Raw genomic sequence first — 15,976 nt, 5'->3', positions numbered from 1 at the left:
GCCTGGTAGGTTATACGCCGAAATCATCTAAAAGGATCACACCAAATGGCGTTGCTGCATCACCTTCATTAGGCCGTGCTGCATCTCTTGCAATAACGGTGTAGAGCCCACTCGCCGATAAGGTTACCGATAATGGTCCAATTGCGGTGGTTTTGGTGCCTGTCGCCGTTACCGTAATATCGTAATCTCCGGCGGGAAGAGAGAGGAAGCCATCGGTGGTCGCCTTGAATTCAAAACCACTGATTGCAGGGTCTAAGTTAGTTATGTCGGCTCCTTGAGCGGTGACATAAATGTCGACGGTTCCAGCGGATGGAGCGCCATGAATGACCTGTATTTTGGTCTCCGTTGCAACACGACGTCGGTCACTATTTAGAACTAACGCTTCAATTGAATCCAGGTCATTAACGGCGAGAACGCTGTAAGTTGCTCCTTGCTCTAGTGTTAAGTCAGCATTGATTACCGGGGTGGTGGTGCCTGTTGCCGCTACTTTCACGTTGTAGGTAGCCGGATCAACGCTAACGAACCCGGTCGCATCTGGGTAAGCAAGGTTCGACACTAATGGGGTTTGACCGTCGTTTACAATCACATCAACTGCTGGAGCGTTCGGTGAGGCATGTACGACCCTCAAATCGGCTGGCGCAGCGCTGTCTTGAATGACTAATGAACCAGAAGCCGTCGCAACGAGTAAATTGATGGGAGCATCTCCGGTTAGTGTGTTCTCAATTGCTGCGATCGTCAGATCCATGCCGTCTGTAAGAGCGATGGTGCCTGAGTCAAAAACCACCGTTGCTGGATCCCCTGCGAGAGTCACGCGAACCTGATAATCACCTGCTGGGGCTTCAACGGGGCCGAGTGATCCTTGAAATTCAAAAGTACCCAGAGCTGCTTCAGTGGCTAAATCTGCACCGGGTGCAGTCACATAGACATCGACCATTGGAGCATCAGGTGCAGCGTGGACGACTTGAGCTCGAAAGTTGCCGCTACTGACGGCCGTCGTTGATCGAGTAACGACTAGCGCATCTATGTCGCTCACAGAGTCGATGGCTAAAACGCTGTACAAGAGATCTTCACTTAATGTTAAGTCGACCGGCCCGATAACGCTCGGAGTCGTGCCGTCTGGAAGAATGCCTTGCACATCGACGTTTAAAGTGCCCGCAGGAACATCAAGGCGCTCACTTGCCGTTGCATAGTCAAAATCTTCTAACAGAAGAGAGCCTCCAGCATAAACGTCTACCATAGGGGCGTCCGGCGAGGTATGGAGCACTTGGACTTTGGCCATTGGTGTCGGTGTTTCGGTTGCGTTATCATTGTCGTCGTCGAAAATGTCGCACGCTTGCAACATAAAAAGACTCGATGCCATTAAAAGGAAGCGCGAGAGATTCTTGATTGGCTTGTTCATGATTTTTTCCCTTTGTTTAAGAAACCTGACTTGCATTTACGAGCGCTTATACAACTTGGAGCTTTTGTGGAAAAAAATTCTAGAGAAATCACTTCAGATCAAGAAGGTGTTCATGGCGATCTTCTTTATCTTGTTGAAAAATATGTGAATAATCACTATTTAAAACCTATACAAAACCATAACAAAGAAGCTTTTGTTAATATCTTGTCGATTATACAAGATGATGAAGAACTACCCATTTTAGACTCCTGTTGTGGAACCGGAATGAGCAGCTTTAAACTTGCCGAGCGCTTCCCTGAGCGGAGAGTTATTGGGATTGATCAGTCTGCGAAACGACTGTCTAAACAGGCGTCAAAAAACGAGCAAGTCGTGTTGGTTAGGGCCAATTGTGAAGATCTATGGCGTCTGTTTGTACAACATGACATTAAGTTTTACCGGCACTGCATTTTCTATCCAAATCCGTGGCCAAAGTCGGAGCATTTAAAGCGCCGATGGCATGGGCATCCGGTGTTCCCTGTGCTAAAGCAATTGAGTGAGCAAATAGAAGTGCGGAGTAATTGGCGTACTTATGTGGAGGAATTTGCCATCGCTTGGCAAGCGTTAACTTCGAACACAGGAGATTTAATGGAGTTTCGAGCGACCGAAAACATGACCTTATTTGAGAAGAAGTATCAAGAAAGTGGACAGCCGCTGTATCGATTTGAAGCGAAGAGCTAAAGCGCCGGCTAAGAGGCCATTCCAAACCACTTAAATCCGAATAGTTTGTCCGTCAGAATATCGGTGTTTACCTCAATGGCCGACGAAGGCAAACTTTGCAGAACCTCTAAAGGAGCGCCATTTTCGTCGCTGGGCGTTTCAGACAAATCAATAATTTTGGATTGCTCCAAGTCAATGCCATAGTTATTTCTTACCAGAGCAACTTTGGGTCGTAAACGCGCTTTTTCTTTTTGCTCGAGTACAATGCCGATCGAATGATCAGAAAGTTCGACTAAGCTACCCGTTGGGTAGATCCCTATGGCTTGAATGTAGGCTTCGATGATTTCTCGTTGGAATAAAATTCCTCGGTTGTGGTAGAGATCGGCGACGGCTTCTACTGGAGTGAGTGCCTCAACGCCCGGGCGTGGATTAATCATCTGTTCGTAATAGTCGGCCAGTCCGGCTATTCGAGCTAAGAAAGGGATTCGATTGCCAATAAGTCCTCGAGGATAACCTGAACCATTATTTCGTTCACAATAATTACTGATTATGAATTTAATTTGCCCATTGACGGCACCCATGTATTCAAGCTCTTCAAGGGTTTTTTCAATATGTTGTTTGTAAGCTTCTTGTTCACTTTCTTCTAGTTCACCTATGTGTAACTCTCGAGGTAGCTTAGATTTTCCGATTGAAGAGAGTATGAGCGCTGCACCCACATCATTAAGGTCTTTTCTCGATAAGCCAAGATGTCGCGCAAAGACTAGCCCCCATACAGAGGCGCGAATTGAGCTTTCGAATAAATGGGCATTTTCTTGCCGTATCCGACACATCCAGATGAGCGCATCCGGATTTCGAATCACTGAGTCGACCATCTTACGAATGGATTTCTCAACTTGATTTATTTGAATAGGCTCGCCGCTTTCGATCAGAGACATCGCGTTTGAAACCGTTGCAGTAACGTTGTTATAAATCTTTTCAGCGGTTTTTAGTTCTTTTTTAATTGGTGTCGTAACTTGGTAGTTTTCAGCTCGAGACTTCATTCGAGCCTTTTCATTCATTAGCTTTTCAGTTTTTGGATCAAGGGTTCCTTTCGGTCCAACCGCGGGCTTAGAATGCTTAATAGCACTGCCATCCATCTTACTTAAGATGGTATCGATATACACATGGTTGCAGTACTGAGCTAACAGATTGATTTCGTCTTGCTTGGTAACGTAGAAACCTTGAATGGGGAAAGGGGTCTTAACCCAGGGTACATCTAGGCGAGAAACATACATTCCTATCTCTAGGTTAGAAACGGAGATTTGTTGTGTCTTTAAGTGCATGCTTCTTAGCCTATGCCAAACAGTGGTTCATATACTTCGTCAACCTTTCATCTCAACGATGACTCTAGCCGAGTCTGGAGAAATTAGCTTGGCAATCCATTTAGCGCCTTATTTGATTTGACGAACCTCTCATCAATTATCGGCAATATAACCAAATTTTCAAGTATAAATAACGACTTAGTTCTCGTTTTTATCTCGTAATCAGTGTTTATCTCAAGCAAATTCGACTTTCGTCGTTACTAATCGGAAAGAGGGATGAAATGTAGGTATTCACTCCAGCCTCCCGGATAGAGTAAAAGTTCGTGCGAGTCAGCCAGCAATGCCGACAGCAAATTCACTATCGCTGTAACGCCTGAGCCACAAAAGTGAATAGGAGGAGGGTTTTGAGCCGTCGATTGCCAGCGTTGTTGATGCCAAACCACCGGACGAAACGCCCCGTTTTCATCAAAACTGTCTAGCCATGGGAAGTTTACGGCTCCTTTGATGGTGCCCGCCACAGGGTCTATTGGCTCGGATTCGCCTCGATACCGTATAGCTTCCCGCGCATCGATCAGTGTTGATTGTGCTGTTGCTAACCTTGTTCGATCAATTAAACGGATTGGGACGGGGGTTGCACTTAAAGGGTCGTTGCTGGTCAAGAACGATTCTGGCTCAATTGATTCTGGTTCAATTAATTCTGGCTCACTTGCACTAGACCTGGGTAAGTTTGGATTAAACCCACCCCAGAGTATTCGACTTCTGTGAAAGCCTGCGAGTTTAAAAATTAGCCAAGCTCGACCAGCAAATGCATATTTCCCATCATCGTAAAAGACTAAGCGGCTGTCTTTGGTAAGATTTAATCGAGTTGCCAAGTGCTCAACCTGATTTTGACTGGGCCATGGATGACGACTACTTTTCTCGAACAGTGGAGCGCTGAGATCTTCTTCTAAATGTAAATAGCGCGCGCCTGGCCAGTGACTTTCTTCATAGAACTCGCGAGACTTTGCCGGTCGGTTGGCGACCGCTAGGGAGAAACGGCAGTCGAATATAAAAGGGGCCTTGTCTTGAAGGCAAAGTTCATGCAATACGGTCGGTGAAATAAATAGTTCGTTAAGTTCCATTGGGGTTACTTCACTCCTAATTAATTTACTTCATAAACTCGGCTGTCGCTTCAAAGATTAAGCGCTCAGCCGTCGTTGGTTGAGTAATTTCCAGTTTGGCAGCATGTAAGTGTAGCTGCTTATCCGACACTTGAAGGGGGGGAATGAAACGACCGAAAGCTCCAGGATCCGGCGTCGCGTAAAGTTCACAGCCAACAATGGGAAGCCCCAGTAATGCACAATGAATACGGAGTTGATGTGAGCGTCCAGTGATTGGATGAAGTTCTACTAATGTATGGTTTTCGCGGTTTTCTGCCACGATTAATTGGGTGAGACACGGTTTTCCTGTGTTCCAATCTAGCTTTTGGAGTGGCCGACGAGGCCAATCACTGGCAATCGGATAATGCACTTCAATGTAGTTTTGCTTTGGTCGACCCTGCACGAGAGCAAAGTAAGTTTTATTGATGTGGCGGTTTTGAAACTGCTGGCTAATTAGTGACTGGGCGCGCCGCGTACGTGCAAAGACAATCAATCCTGAGGTATTGGTGTCGAGTCGATGGACAACATAAATCGGCGGCATTTCATTCTGTAACCAATGATAGAGATTGTGAGGAAAATGAGGATTCTTGCCTGGAACACTGGGCATGCCCGCCGGTTTGTTGATCACCACCAAGTCGTCATCAAGATAATGAATGAATCTATCAAGTGATAGAGAGATCAAAACTGGCGCCCGATTGCGTGTAGTAAGAGAGAGGATACTTTAGATTGAATTAAACACCGACTTGCTATGGCATCTGTGGCGATCACGCTAAGCCTCCGCGACGACGATGGCTCGTGTTGGGCCAGGATGTCCTTCGACGGTTTTGAGAGGATCATTTGGATCCATGTAGTCGGCAAGTGAGTGGAAGGTCATCCACTCGGTTGCTCGCTGCTCATCGAGAGAGGTTCGGTTGAGGTCGACCGTTCGTACATTTTTAAACCCGCATCTTGTCAGCCAATGCTCCAAAGCAAGGGCCGAAGGTAAAAACCACACGTTGCGCATTTGCGCATAACGACCTGATGGAACGAACACGGTGTCTTTGTCGCCATCGACGACCAATGTCTCTAATACGATTTCTCCGCCAGGCCTTAGTAAGCGCTTCAGGTGTTGAATATGCTCAATGGGTGATTTTCGGTGATATAAAACACCCATAGAAAAAACCGTATCGAAGCCTTGTTTACCCATATCTTCTGGCATGTACTCGACACCGACCGGAAGCAAGTGCACGGGCCGTTGCCCGGCATAATGTTTGATGGATTGGAATTGCATGAGAAACTTTTGCGATGGATCAATACCTATAACCAAGCGAGCGCCAGCGCCATGCATTCGCCAGCAATGATAGCCATTGCCACATCCAACATCGAGGACTAAACGATTTTCGAGAGGTGAAATATGGGGTTTCAGTCGATCCCATTTCCAGTCCGATCGCCACTCAGTATCAATGTTTAATCCGAACAAATTGAAAGGACCTTTTCGCCAAGGGTGCAGCGGCATTAACAGCTTTTTGAGTAAGCTTCGTTCTACGTCGCTACAATCTGATACTTGGCCGATCGATACGGAGCCGTTAAAGTCGAATTTACTCGGTGTAATTTCGGGTAATTCTTGTTGTAGTTCGAGCCACTCGTTTAATTCACCGTGCGTATAATCTTCAAAGCGTCGTTCTAGGGCTGAGCGGAGATCGTTTGTCCAAAAATGTAACCGAGTTGACGCTAAGTCTTGGAAAAGTTCATCGAGGTTGATCATAGAGGTTACTTATTTTATCGCCAGTATCGAGCAGAAATTAAATTGTTGATGCCATACTTCACTCACTTTGAACCCGGCATTTTTTAATCTTAGATGATGGGTTTCTAAGGTTTCTGGTACCAGCACATTTTCTAGAGCCGTTCGTTTTTGGCTAATTTCTAAATCACTGTAGCCATTAGCTCGTTTGAAGTCATGATGTAACTTAATGAGCAGTTCATTGACAGCGGGATCTGAAGCAACAATTTTTTCAGACAAAATCAAAGCGCCTCCCGGTTCCAGTCCGTCATAGATATGTTCAATAATCGCTTGGCGTTCACTTTGTTCAATGAATTGTAAGGTAAAGTTTAAGACGACCATCGAAGCTTGTGAAATGGTGGTTTCTTGAATATTTTGACAATGGATCTGAATGGGGTTTTTGTGGCGATAGCCTTCAATGAACAGGCGGCAACGCTCAACCATGGCTGAAGAATTATCGATGCCGATAATTGGTATATTTGTGTGTTGGCTTCCACGACTCATGGCGAGAGCTGCAGCTCCAAGGCTGCAACCAAGATCATAAGCTTGCGTATTGGGTTGTATAAATTTTTGCGCTAAACCAGCAATTCCAGAGATGATAAAGCTGTACCCTGGAACCGACCGCTGAATCATATCAGGAAACACCGCAGCAACCTGCTCGTCAAAGCGAAAGGGTGAAGTAGTGCCGGGAGCGGTGAAAATATTATCGCGTCCACTATCTTTAGGCTTGCCTGGTCCAGGCTTAGTTGATTCAGAAGTCATGATTTTTTCGGCGTTAGTAAACAGACGCTAAGATAGCAAAAATTGACTCAATTTGGCAGTATTTAATGTTATTTTGAGCCCTGTGACAGGAGTTTCTGAAACGGTTGGTTTCAGCTCTTGTTTCTGCGACAATTCAGTTTAAAATAGCGATAAAATTTAACCGAGATTAGTATTTCATGAAGTTCCTTGTCGTTGATGATTTTTCAACCATGCGCCGTATTATCAAAAACTTGCTCCGTGATGTTGGGTATGACAACGTTGTTGAGGCCGAAGACGGCAAGCAAGCATTGAACCTTTTGAAGTCGGGTAACATTGACTTTGTCATCACTGATTGGAATATGCCAAACATGACGGGCATCGAGTTGTTGGTCGAAATTCGTAAACAGTACGGTTTTGACGACCTACCGGTGTTAATGGTAACGGCAGAGTCGCGCAAGGAGCAGATTGTTCAAGCCGCTCAAGCGGGCGTCAATGGATACATCGTTAAGCCGTTTAATGCCACCACTCTAAAAGAAAAACTCGACAAAATTTTAAACCGAAATACCGTAGGAGCTTGAGATAGAGTTGGATTTTTAGTGATGTAGCTTATGCGTTCCGCATGGGTCATCAACTGTTTGTATAAGCTGAGCTTGATTATCCATCCCAGTGCACGAATATCCATCCCAGTGCACGAATATCCATCCCAGCGCACGAATATTCATCATAATGCTCGAGTTCGTTCTTAGTTAAGAAATTCGTCTATTGCATACAGGGATTCTTCATCGTCAATATGAGACTCGAACAGAATATTCCCTGATCCTTTTCAATCAAAGATTAATTTTTAGAGCATAAAAAATAGTCAAAGTTAAGTCTTCGGTGTGAAGCTTTTGTGACAGTTTTGATGCCGATATTGCTAATTACCCATACTATCTCTTTGATTTGAAAAAGAAATCGTATTTATTACAACTCAATGACAACCTGTCTTTGCTCCCAAAGCGCTTGGCGACTATTTCAATGCTATCTAAACTTAAGATTGTGAGAGCTTTGCGCTTGTTGAGATGACTATACGAGCGGTTGACTAAACGAGAGCCTAGTTGAGTGAACCGGAGTCAGATGAACCGGAGTCAGATGAATCGGAGTCAGATGAATCGAGCTAATGAATCGATGGTGTAGCCTTTTATTCTTTCAATCTTTCACACCGTCACTTGGTCGCAGAGAACTTTGTTGAAATACCTTTGGCGGGTTGAAATACCCGTGGTGGGTTGAAATACCTGTGGTGGGTTGAAATAGCTGTAGTGTGTTGAATTGAGGTTTCCTCTTACCTTTGGAGTATCGATAGCAGTAGTAGATAGGGGAATTTGAAAATGAAGAGAATGGTCAATCAAATCATTGGTGCCTTGCTTGCGAGCGCTTCTTCTTCAATAACTGTGTCTAGTGAGCTAACTTCCAAGTCTGTCGAAATAGTCATTGAAAACCAACAAAGACCCTCCGGTGAATTACATCAGAAAACCTCAAAAACTTGGCAGCAGTATTTTTTATCGACGAATCAACTGTCCGTTGATTCAATCAATATTTCCGAGCAATTTAATCGTCCGATCGTTGTTTTATCCCCTCATCAACAGCAAGCATTAGAAGCGCGTGAGAAACTTCTACACACCTTTATACTACCTGTCGAAAAGTCGACTGATGATTGGTGGCGTCGTTATCAGCAAGGCTTAATATATTCATCGTCACACTTAGGTTTTTCAGTTAAGCAGCCCGATAACTTAAATCTACCTTGTGTTGTTTCGGTCGGAGAGGGATATCAAGAGTTAGTGGCTCATGGTGGAGTGTTCAATCAGCTCACTCGCTATAACTACCATCCATTTCAGAACCTAGAGCGTGACTACCAAGAAATGGTTCTGTGGCATGAAGTTGGACATTGTTTTGAAACCTATGGTGGCGTACTAGGAGAGGTATATGCTGATTTGTTTGCTGTATTAGCGCGATCACAAAAAATACCAACAACTAAGGCTTTGCAACAACAAATTCGGATGCGGCGGCAAGAGTTTTTTGATGGTGACGCGCTGCATTACTCGTCTGAATTTTTAACCTACTTGCAACCAGCTATCCGCTCCCTAAGACTGGATTCAATGACTGACATGCCGACGCTTGTGCATTTACTCGTTGCTGATACTTTAAGACATATGAAACCGAGTGCGCGCTGGGAGAAGTGGGCCGATTGGAGCCAAGATAAACTTGCCGTCAAGTACACTGATATTTTGCTAAGAAAGCTGAAACATCCTCTTTCCGACAGAGAAGAGGCGATTTATGACCAATTAATTGCGGTGAGAGAGCAATTGAAGACGGATCTATCAAGCCGCGCTCTTGCTGTTAATCAACAACAGGCGACTCCGGTTTATTTGCAGCAAATCATTTCGGATATGGTTTATATCCGAGCGAGTCGAAATGATCTATTTAATGAGCTTCAAGTTGTCGAGCTTCGATCGGATGTTGAGCAATTAGCCATAGCTCTCGGAGAACCCGCTCTGGCGCGCTCCGAGCTGTCAAATGACCTATGGCTTGTGAGCGAGCAAAAGAAGCTTAGCACTCAGCAAGAATCGTCTAGGTATGTGACTAGTCCAGAGATTCCTTAAGCATTTTTTCGAGTTGGCTGACATCGAGAGCGTCTTTTTTACCGTCAGCAAAAATAAAGGCTTGATGGTTGCCTAGTAGCTCGACACGGTTATCGAATATTTTCAGTGCAGAGCCTTCTGGCAAGCCGACGACTTTAGAGTCAGGGTTAACCAGCAAAAACTCATTGATCCGTTGTTCGCGAGTTTCACCATTAAATCCAGGCGGATGTTGATCTATATAGTGTGGATTGATTTGGAAAGGTACTAGATGTAACGCATGGAAAGAGGGAGGTTGAACAATCGGCATATCGTTCGTCGTTTTAATATTTGGAGCCGCAATATTTGATCCGGCGCTCCAACCAATATAGGGAACGCCCGCAATCACAGCATCACGAATTAAACCTAATAATTCAAACTGGTAAAGTTGATGGAGTAAGTGAAATGTGTTTCCTCCACCGACCATGATTGCTTTGGCCTTCTTGATGGCTGTTGCAGGATCTTCGCTGTGGTGAAGTGCGGTAACTTTTATGTCACTGGCTTGCAGGGCTTGTTGGACCATATCGTGGTATTGATCATAGTCGATGCTGACCCCTGCGAAGGGAATAAAGAGAATTTCGTCGTTTGAACTGAAATCACACTCCTTTAAAAAGGCCTTAATTTGCAGTTGTGCTGTTTCGAGGTAACCGCTTTGTCCTTCTCTTGAACTGCTTAGTAATAATAATTGCCGCATAGATCGCATATTCGTCCATTCACTCTACAAAATTTCCTAAATTTTAACGTATTTTAAACCCAGTTCGAATTGAAGAATGTGTTCTTTTCTCCAATATGTTAAATTGTCGGCGTTTTTAGCCAGTTAATAAAGAGTTGCTATGAAGGTTTATCAAAACGTTTTGGAAATGATCGGAAATACTCCGTTGGTTCGAGTCAGCCATCTAGACACTGGTCCTTGCGAGTTGTATTTAAAGCTTGAGCTGATGAATCCTGGAAACTCGATTAAAGATCGCATTGCTTTAAAAATGATTGAAACGGCCGAAAAAGCAGGCAAGATTAAGCCCGGAGACACGCTCGTTGAGGCAACGGCAGGAAACACCGGCTTGGGTCTGGCTTTGGTCGCTGCGCAAAAGGGTTATCGATTAATCATCGTCATGCCAGATAAAATGAGTATGGAAAAAGAGTACAACGTTCGTGCGATGGGCGCGGATGTGATTCGCACGCGTTCAGATGTGGTAAAAGGCCATCCTGAGTATTATCAAGAAGTGGCAGAGCGAATTGCCAAAGAAGAAGGCGCTTTTTATATCAACCAGTTTTCTAATGACGCTAACTGGCAAGCGCACTTTGAGACTACTGGCCCTGAAATTTGGCGTGATTTGAATGGACAAGTCGACGCTTTCGTTTGTGGCGTTGGTTCTGGCGGAACATTAACTGGCGTTGGACGGTATTTAAAACAACAAAACCCAAAGGTCGAAATGGTCTTAGCTGACCCGGAAGGATCGGTTCTTACCCACTACCATGAAACCGGTGAAATGACGGAAGCTGGAAGCTGGGTGGTCGAAGGAATTGGCGAAGACTTTATTCCTGACATCTGTGATATGAGCTTGCTTGATAAGGCCTACACCGTAAGCGATAAAGAAGCACTGTCGGTTGCGAGAGACATTTTATTGAAAGAAGGGGTGATGTGTGGTTCTTCTAGCGGCACTTTGATTGCTGCGGCTCTTCAGTACTGTCGTGAGCAGACAGAGAAGAAGCGAGTCGTTACCTTGGCGTGTGATACCGGAAATCGATATCTATCAAAAATGTACAATGACGACTGGATGAAGCAAAACCAATACATTTAAGAATTATTGAAATTAATTACGAGAGTTAACGTTATGTCCGATCATAAAGATTTAAGTTTTGACACCCGTGTTATTCATGCGGGGCAGGCGCCAGATCCGACGACTGGCGCAGTTATGCCTCCAATCTACCAAACATCTACCTATGTTCAACGAAGCCCGGGTGAACATACGGGGTTTGAATATTCAAGAACACAAAACCCAACTCGATTTGCTTATGAGCGATGTGTTGCCGATCTTGAGAATGGCAGTCGAGGTTTTGCTTTCGCATCGGGTATGGCTGCAACGGCGACCATACTAGAGTTATTAGACGCAGGTGATCATGTTATAGCGATGGACGATCTTTATGGTGGAACGTTTCGCCTGTTTGATAAAGTTCGAAAGCGTACCGCTAATCTCGATTTTTCATTTGTTGATTTAAGTGACTTATCTAATTTAGAGAGTGCGTTAAAGCCGAATACAAAAATGATTTGGGTTGAAACGCCAACCAACCCGATGCTAAAAGTTGTTGACTTAAAAAAGATTGCTGAGTTTGCTAAAAAACATAAGTTAATAGCGGTCGCAGATAATACATTCGCTACACCTTACAATCAGCAACCACTAAACTTTGGTTTCGATCTGGTTATGCACTCGGCAACTAAGTACATCAATGGGCATTCTGATATGGTCGGCGGTTTGGCAGTGGTTGGGGATAACGCTGAATTAGCGGAACAAATGGCATTTTTACAAAATTCAGCGGGAGCCGTACAAGGACCTTTTGACTCATATTTAGCATTAAGAGGGCTAAAGACTCTTGCGCTACGAATGGAAAGGCACAATGAAAGCGGTTTAAGAATAGCTAATTGGCTTGAAGCACATCCGCAAATCGAACGTGTTTTTTATCCTGGGCTTACTTCTCATCCGCAGCATGAATTAGCAACGACACAAATGAAAGGCTGGGGTGGGATGATTTCAGTTCAGGTCAAAGGCGGCTTAAAGAAAGCCCGTTCTTTTATGGAAAACTTGAAAATATTTGCTTTGGCTGAAAGCTTGGGAGGCGTAGAAAGCTTGGTTAACCATCCAGCGATAATGACGCATGCCTCGGTTCCAGAAAAAACTCGTAATCAATTGGGCATTACTGACGCTCTGGTACGTTTGTCTGTTGGTATAGAAGATCCTGAAGATTTGATGAGAGATATTGATCAAGCGTTACGATAAATTAGTCTAACTTTTGTATCAACGTAATACCAAATGATCGCGAACTCAGTCTTCGCGATCAAATTTTAGTAAATTAGCAGGCGAGTATTGATCCGTTAAAACTTCTTGATCGTCGTTCCAATCTTGCTCAGTTGAAAAACGGTTGTAAATCCACTGAGTATTGACGCCGTAAACTTGCAATGCATCCGACAAGGCATCAGCATTGTTTTCAATTTCTTCTAACTCTTTTAGCGAACCATTTGCTGTCGCTAATACGATTCGATTTCCAGTATGCTTCCGTTTTAGATTGTAAAAGGTTCCAAAAACCGACTGGTAAGTGGCTGACTCATAAGCATACAGTTTACTTTCGCTAAATGTATTTGCGGTGACGATTCCATTGGGGCTAAGTACGGCTTTAACTTCTTGTAAAAATTCCTGAGTCATCAAGTGTTCCGGTATATAGTCACCGTTGAATGCATCGAGAATCACCCAGTCATAGGTTTGCTTTTTTATTCCCTGTCGTTTTACGAATAAACGCGCATCGCGTTCTATGGTTTTTACTTTTTCGCTTTCTTGGTAATCAAAATAGTGTTTGGCAAGCCTAATAACAGCCGGATCAATCTCTACCGATGTAATTGTGGCATTTGGAAGTAACTCGGCCAATGTCATCGGTAATGTGCCACCGCCGAGACCGACCACTAAAATACTTTCTGGTTTGGGCTGATAAATTAAACCGGACATGATCAACCGAGTGTAAGAAAATACCAGGTGTTTAGGGTGTTTTTCATCACGACAGGTTTGATAAGGGGGATTTTCCTTACGTGTCTCAAAAACCATGCATAAATTAGAGCCTTCTTTAGTGATACTTATATTTCGGTACAAGGACTTCTCAGTATGTATCGTTTCTGCACCAAAAATAGAGACGCTAAGAAATGCAAGTGTTAGAAGTAAAGTGGCTTTCATTGTTGGCTATTCCCTTGCTAGCTGGTTGCGTGTGATGCATTTGAGTCTGTTATCTCTAGTTCATCTGTCGATTCTGAGCGAAAAGCAATCGATCCACCGCATATTAAGAAGGTAAAGAATACAACCCACAAAATCGTGTTAATTTCAAAAAAGAGTACCAAGTAGAAAGAGGTCATAATCGTGCCAAGAGCACTACCTATGGTTGAGACGAAATACAGAAAACCGGCCGTTTGACCACTGTGCTCAGTAGAAAGGACAAGTAATCGAACTGAGTAAGGGGCGATCATTCCCATAGCGATGGTAGGTAATAGAAAGAGTCCGCTGGCTCCAAGCAAACTACCAAATCTAGGGTCTTCAACATGCGCGAATATCACATTCATGATCGCATCACCGAAAAAAATCATGGGTAGTAAAAGAAGCGCTGAAAAAATAAATAGACTGCCATATTTTCTTGTGTTTGGTTGGTTGATCGACCAGCGACCTCCAAGCAAATAGCCTATCGAAAGTGCTAGCATGAATACCGTTATGATACTCCCCCAGACATAAATGCTCCCTCCGAAGTAAGGCGCCATTATTTTGCCGCCGAGTAACTCTACTGTCATGATTGAAAAGCCACAACAAAAAGCAAGGGCTAAGATATGTAAACGAAAACTCAAGTTATGCTTCATAATTTTTCTTTTAAATTTTTATTTAAGTAACCAGAATATGATTAAACCCAGAACTTGATTAAACCCAGAACTTGATTAAACCCAGAACTTGATTAAACCCAGAACTTGATTAAACCCAGAACTTGATTAAACCCAGAGCTTGATTAAACCCAGAACTTGATTAAACCCAGAACTTGATTAAACAATGTTCGCTTGGCTTAATTCAAACCTTCTTGATAAACATGCAATTTATCATTGGCTCATTTGATTTTGCAATGTAAACCGACAACTCTGTTTAAAAACAGCCCAGATTACAAATTTAAGCCGCTAAAGTCTGTGTAGATTAAATAATTTTGAGTACTGTGATTCTAAGTTAGGCCAACAGTATTCAGCGATAGGATTGTTATCTAGGTGAAAGCCTCTATGAAACAGGGAGATGACCTTTTGGGCTAATTGATCGGCTTCGTAGTCAACTTGATCCTCTTGAGGCGTGCAGTTATAGAGCAATTCATCCGGAACATATTCAGGGTAGGCCATACGATTGGGCGCAATAGGGATGCAGCCGTGCGCCATGGCTTGTTGCATCGATAAGCCTTGAAAATCATGCCAAGCGGTTGATATGACGACGTTCGCTTCGCTAAGAAGACTAGAGTAATCGTCGGTGTCTAAAAAACCAAAATGTTGAATAATATCTTGAAATTTGGAGTACTCCTCTTGGAACACCCTCGGAGAATGACGAAAAGACTGGCCGACAATCGAGCAGTTAATAGGAATATTGGATGCTTTTAATCGTGAGAGAGCCTTAAATAAGACTTCTGGGTTCTTATCGTGTTCCCAGCGATGATTCCAGACCAGGTGGATCTTTTCACCGGAATTATAATGCAATGCCTGTGTTTGCTCGTATTGCAAAGGAACGGGAATGACCTGTGAGACAGATTCGAGATGATGAAGGATGCCTTTAGGCACTTGGTCGGGCATTTTTTTGAGTAGTTGCTCTGAGCCAGCTAAGAATGTTGAGCGATTGAAATTGGAGTTGAATATCACCTGATCGGCACACAATGCGGAATAAATAGAGGTCAAAGGGATGTTGATATCTTTATATTGAGCAGAAGACGCTGGATAAGCAAATTGGTTTTCATGAAAATAAACAATTAACCGAGCGCGGCTTAATTTCGGACGAAAACCTCTTAAGGCGCATATATCAACCATCGACGTTGCTAAGATAGTGTCGTACTCTTGATCGAGCTCAGGGTAGTCCCCTAGGCCCCAGCTGAGGCTATTTCCTCGTGTTCGCCAGGCAAAATGACGGGGAGGTAGTGTCAGCAGGGTAAAGTCAATCTCAGTTAACCCCTTCATCAGCGCTTTAGCCCAGTAGTCATGGCTTTGAGCGTGGTAGGCGCTAAGAACTAAAACTCGATGCCGTGAGGCCATATTTTTCCTTATCAAAGCGCTTTCTGCGTATAGACAGCAGAGTTAATCTCTTTTTGAATTAATCCAAAGGGTTAGAAGCTTGCGTTTGTGCGAAAAAGTCCCTTTTCTATGTGAGAGATATCTCACAAGGATGTGCGATATTACTACTAAATACCGTAAGGGAATTAGACGAGAAGTCTAACGTAAAATTTATGTTATTGAAATATATACATAAAATATAGAATAGTGAATCAGTTATCACCCTTAATGTGAATTTAAACAAGTCTTTGTCACTTGC

The 15,976-nt window shown here is 43.7% G+C and carries 15 protein-coding genes; 5 read left to right on the top strand and 10 right to left on the bottom strand.

Annotated elements, in window-relative coordinates; translation table 11 throughout:
* Positions 1-10: 10 nt before the first annotated feature.
* Positions 11-1,399, bottom strand: a complete 1,389-nt coding sequence (locus Q9312_RS04740; RefSeq protein ID WP_309203429.1) for a DUF4397 domain-containing protein — start codon at positions 1,397-1,399, stop codon at positions 11-13.
* A 66-nt stretch (positions 1,400-1,465) separates the two neighbouring features.
* Here Q9312_RS04740 and trmB point away from each other — a divergent pair, with 66 nt between their 5' ends.
* Positions 1,466-2,116, top strand: a complete 651-nt coding sequence (gene trmB, locus Q9312_RS04735; RefSeq protein ID WP_309203428.1) for a tRNA (guanine(46)-N(7))-methyltransferase TrmB — start codon at positions 1,466-1,468, stop codon at positions 2,114-2,116.
* A gap of 8 nt (positions 2,117-2,124) precedes the next feature.
* Here trmB and Q9312_RS04730 read toward each other — a convergent pair whose 3' ends face one another.
* From Q9312_RS04730 to cmoA, 5 genes are all read right to left on the bottom strand, one after another.
* Positions 2,125-3,417: a cyclic di-GMP phosphodiesterase gene (locus Q9312_RS04730; protein WP_309203427.1), complete on the bottom strand. Its 1,293-nt coding sequence runs from the start codon at positions 3,415-3,417 to the stop codon at positions 2,125-2,127.
* A 239-nt stretch (positions 3,418-3,656) separates the two neighbouring features.
* A complete protein-coding gene (locus tag Q9312_RS04725; RefSeq protein WP_309203426.1) occupies positions 3,657-4,517 on the bottom strand; it encodes a sulfurtransferase in 861 nt (286 codons plus the stop codon).
* Positions 4,518-4,542: 25 nt separating this feature from the next.
* On the bottom strand, positions 4,543-5,217 hold the full coding sequence (locus Q9312_RS04720; RefSeq protein ID WP_309203425.1) for an RluA family pseudouridine synthase: 675 nt from the start codon (positions 5,215-5,217) through the stop codon (positions 4,543-4,545).
* Positions 5,218-5,304: 87 nt separating this feature from the next.
* A complete protein-coding gene (gene cmoB / locus Q9312_RS04715; RefSeq protein ID WP_309203424.1) occupies positions 5,305-6,279 on the bottom strand; it encodes a tRNA 5-methoxyuridine(34)/uridine 5-oxyacetic acid(34) synthase CmoB in 975 nt (324 codons plus the stop codon).
* A 9-nt stretch (positions 6,280-6,288) separates the two neighbouring features.
* A complete protein-coding gene (cmoA, locus tag Q9312_RS04710) occupies positions 6,289-7,056 on the bottom strand; it encodes a carboxy-S-adenosyl-L-methionine synthase CmoA (RefSeq protein ID WP_309203423.1) in 768 nt (255 codons plus the stop codon).
* A 176-nt stretch (positions 7,057-7,232) separates the two neighbouring features.
* On the opposite strand from cmoA, the gene Q9312_RS04705 reads away from it, so the two are divergent.
* Together Q9312_RS04705 and Q9312_RS04700 are read left to right on the top strand one after the other, a co-directional pair.
* Positions 7,233-7,613 (top strand): chemotaxis response regulator CheY, encoded by a 381-nt coding sequence (locus Q9312_RS04705; protein ID WP_309203422.1) that lies wholly within the window; start codon positions 7,233-7,235, stop codon positions 7,611-7,613.
* Between the two features lie 786 nt (positions 7,614-8,399).
* Positions 8,400-9,671: a hypothetical protein gene (locus Q9312_RS04700; protein WP_309203421.1), complete on the top strand. Its 1,272-nt coding sequence runs from the start codon at positions 8,400-8,402 to the stop codon at positions 9,669-9,671.
* On the opposite strand, the gene pepE is transcribed toward Q9312_RS04700, so the two are convergent.
* Positions 9,652-10,380, bottom strand: coding sequence for a dipeptidase PepE (pepE, locus tag Q9312_RS04695; protein WP_309203420.1), 729 nt, complete (start codon positions 10,378-10,380; stop codon positions 9,652-9,654). The genes Q9312_RS04700 and pepE overlap by 20 nt on opposite strands.
* A gap of 139 nt (positions 10,381-10,519) precedes the next feature.
* On the opposite strand from pepE, the gene Q9312_RS04690 reads away from it, so the two are divergent.
* Positions 10,520-11,485: a cysteine synthase A gene (locus Q9312_RS04690; RefSeq protein ID WP_309203419.1), complete on the top strand. Its 966-nt coding sequence runs from the start codon at positions 10,520-10,522 to the stop codon at positions 11,483-11,485.
* 33 nt (positions 11,486-11,518) lie between these two features.
* Positions 11,519-12,679 carry a cystathionine gamma-synthase gene (locus tag Q9312_RS04685; protein WP_309203418.1) on the top strand — a complete coding sequence of 387 codons (1,161 nt, stop codon included), beginning with the start codon at positions 11,519-11,521 and terminating at the stop codon, positions 12,677-12,679.
* Between the two features lie 45 nt (positions 12,680-12,724).
* Here the strand turns inward: Q9312_RS04685 and Q9312_RS04680 are convergent, their stop codons facing one another.
* The 3 genes from Q9312_RS04680 to Q9312_RS04670 form a co-directional block, all read right to left on the bottom strand.
* Positions 12,725-13,621, bottom strand: a complete 897-nt coding sequence (locus Q9312_RS04680) for a spermidine synthase (RefSeq protein WP_309203417.1) — start codon at positions 13,619-13,621, stop codon at positions 12,725-12,727.
* 17 nt (positions 13,622-13,638) lie between these two features.
* Positions 13,639-14,289: a fused MFS/spermidine synthase gene (locus Q9312_RS04675; protein ID WP_309203416.1), complete on the bottom strand. Its 651-nt coding sequence runs from the start codon at positions 14,287-14,289 to the stop codon at positions 13,639-13,641.
* A gap of 306 nt (positions 14,290-14,595) precedes the next feature.
* Positions 14,596-15,699 (bottom strand): tRNA-queuosine alpha-mannosyltransferase domain-containing protein, encoded by a 1,104-nt coding sequence (locus Q9312_RS04670; RefSeq protein WP_309203415.1) that lies wholly within the window; start codon positions 15,697-15,699, stop codon positions 14,596-14,598.
* Between the last annotated feature and the right edge of the window lie 277 nt (positions 15,700-15,976).

Source organism: Pleionea litopenaei, from assembly GCF_031198435.1.
GTDB classification, from domain to species: Bacteria; Pseudomonadota; Gammaproteobacteria; order Enterobacterales; family Kangiellaceae; genus Pleionea; species Pleionea litopenaei.
This window is presented reverse-complemented; position numbering and strand designations above follow the sequence as displayed.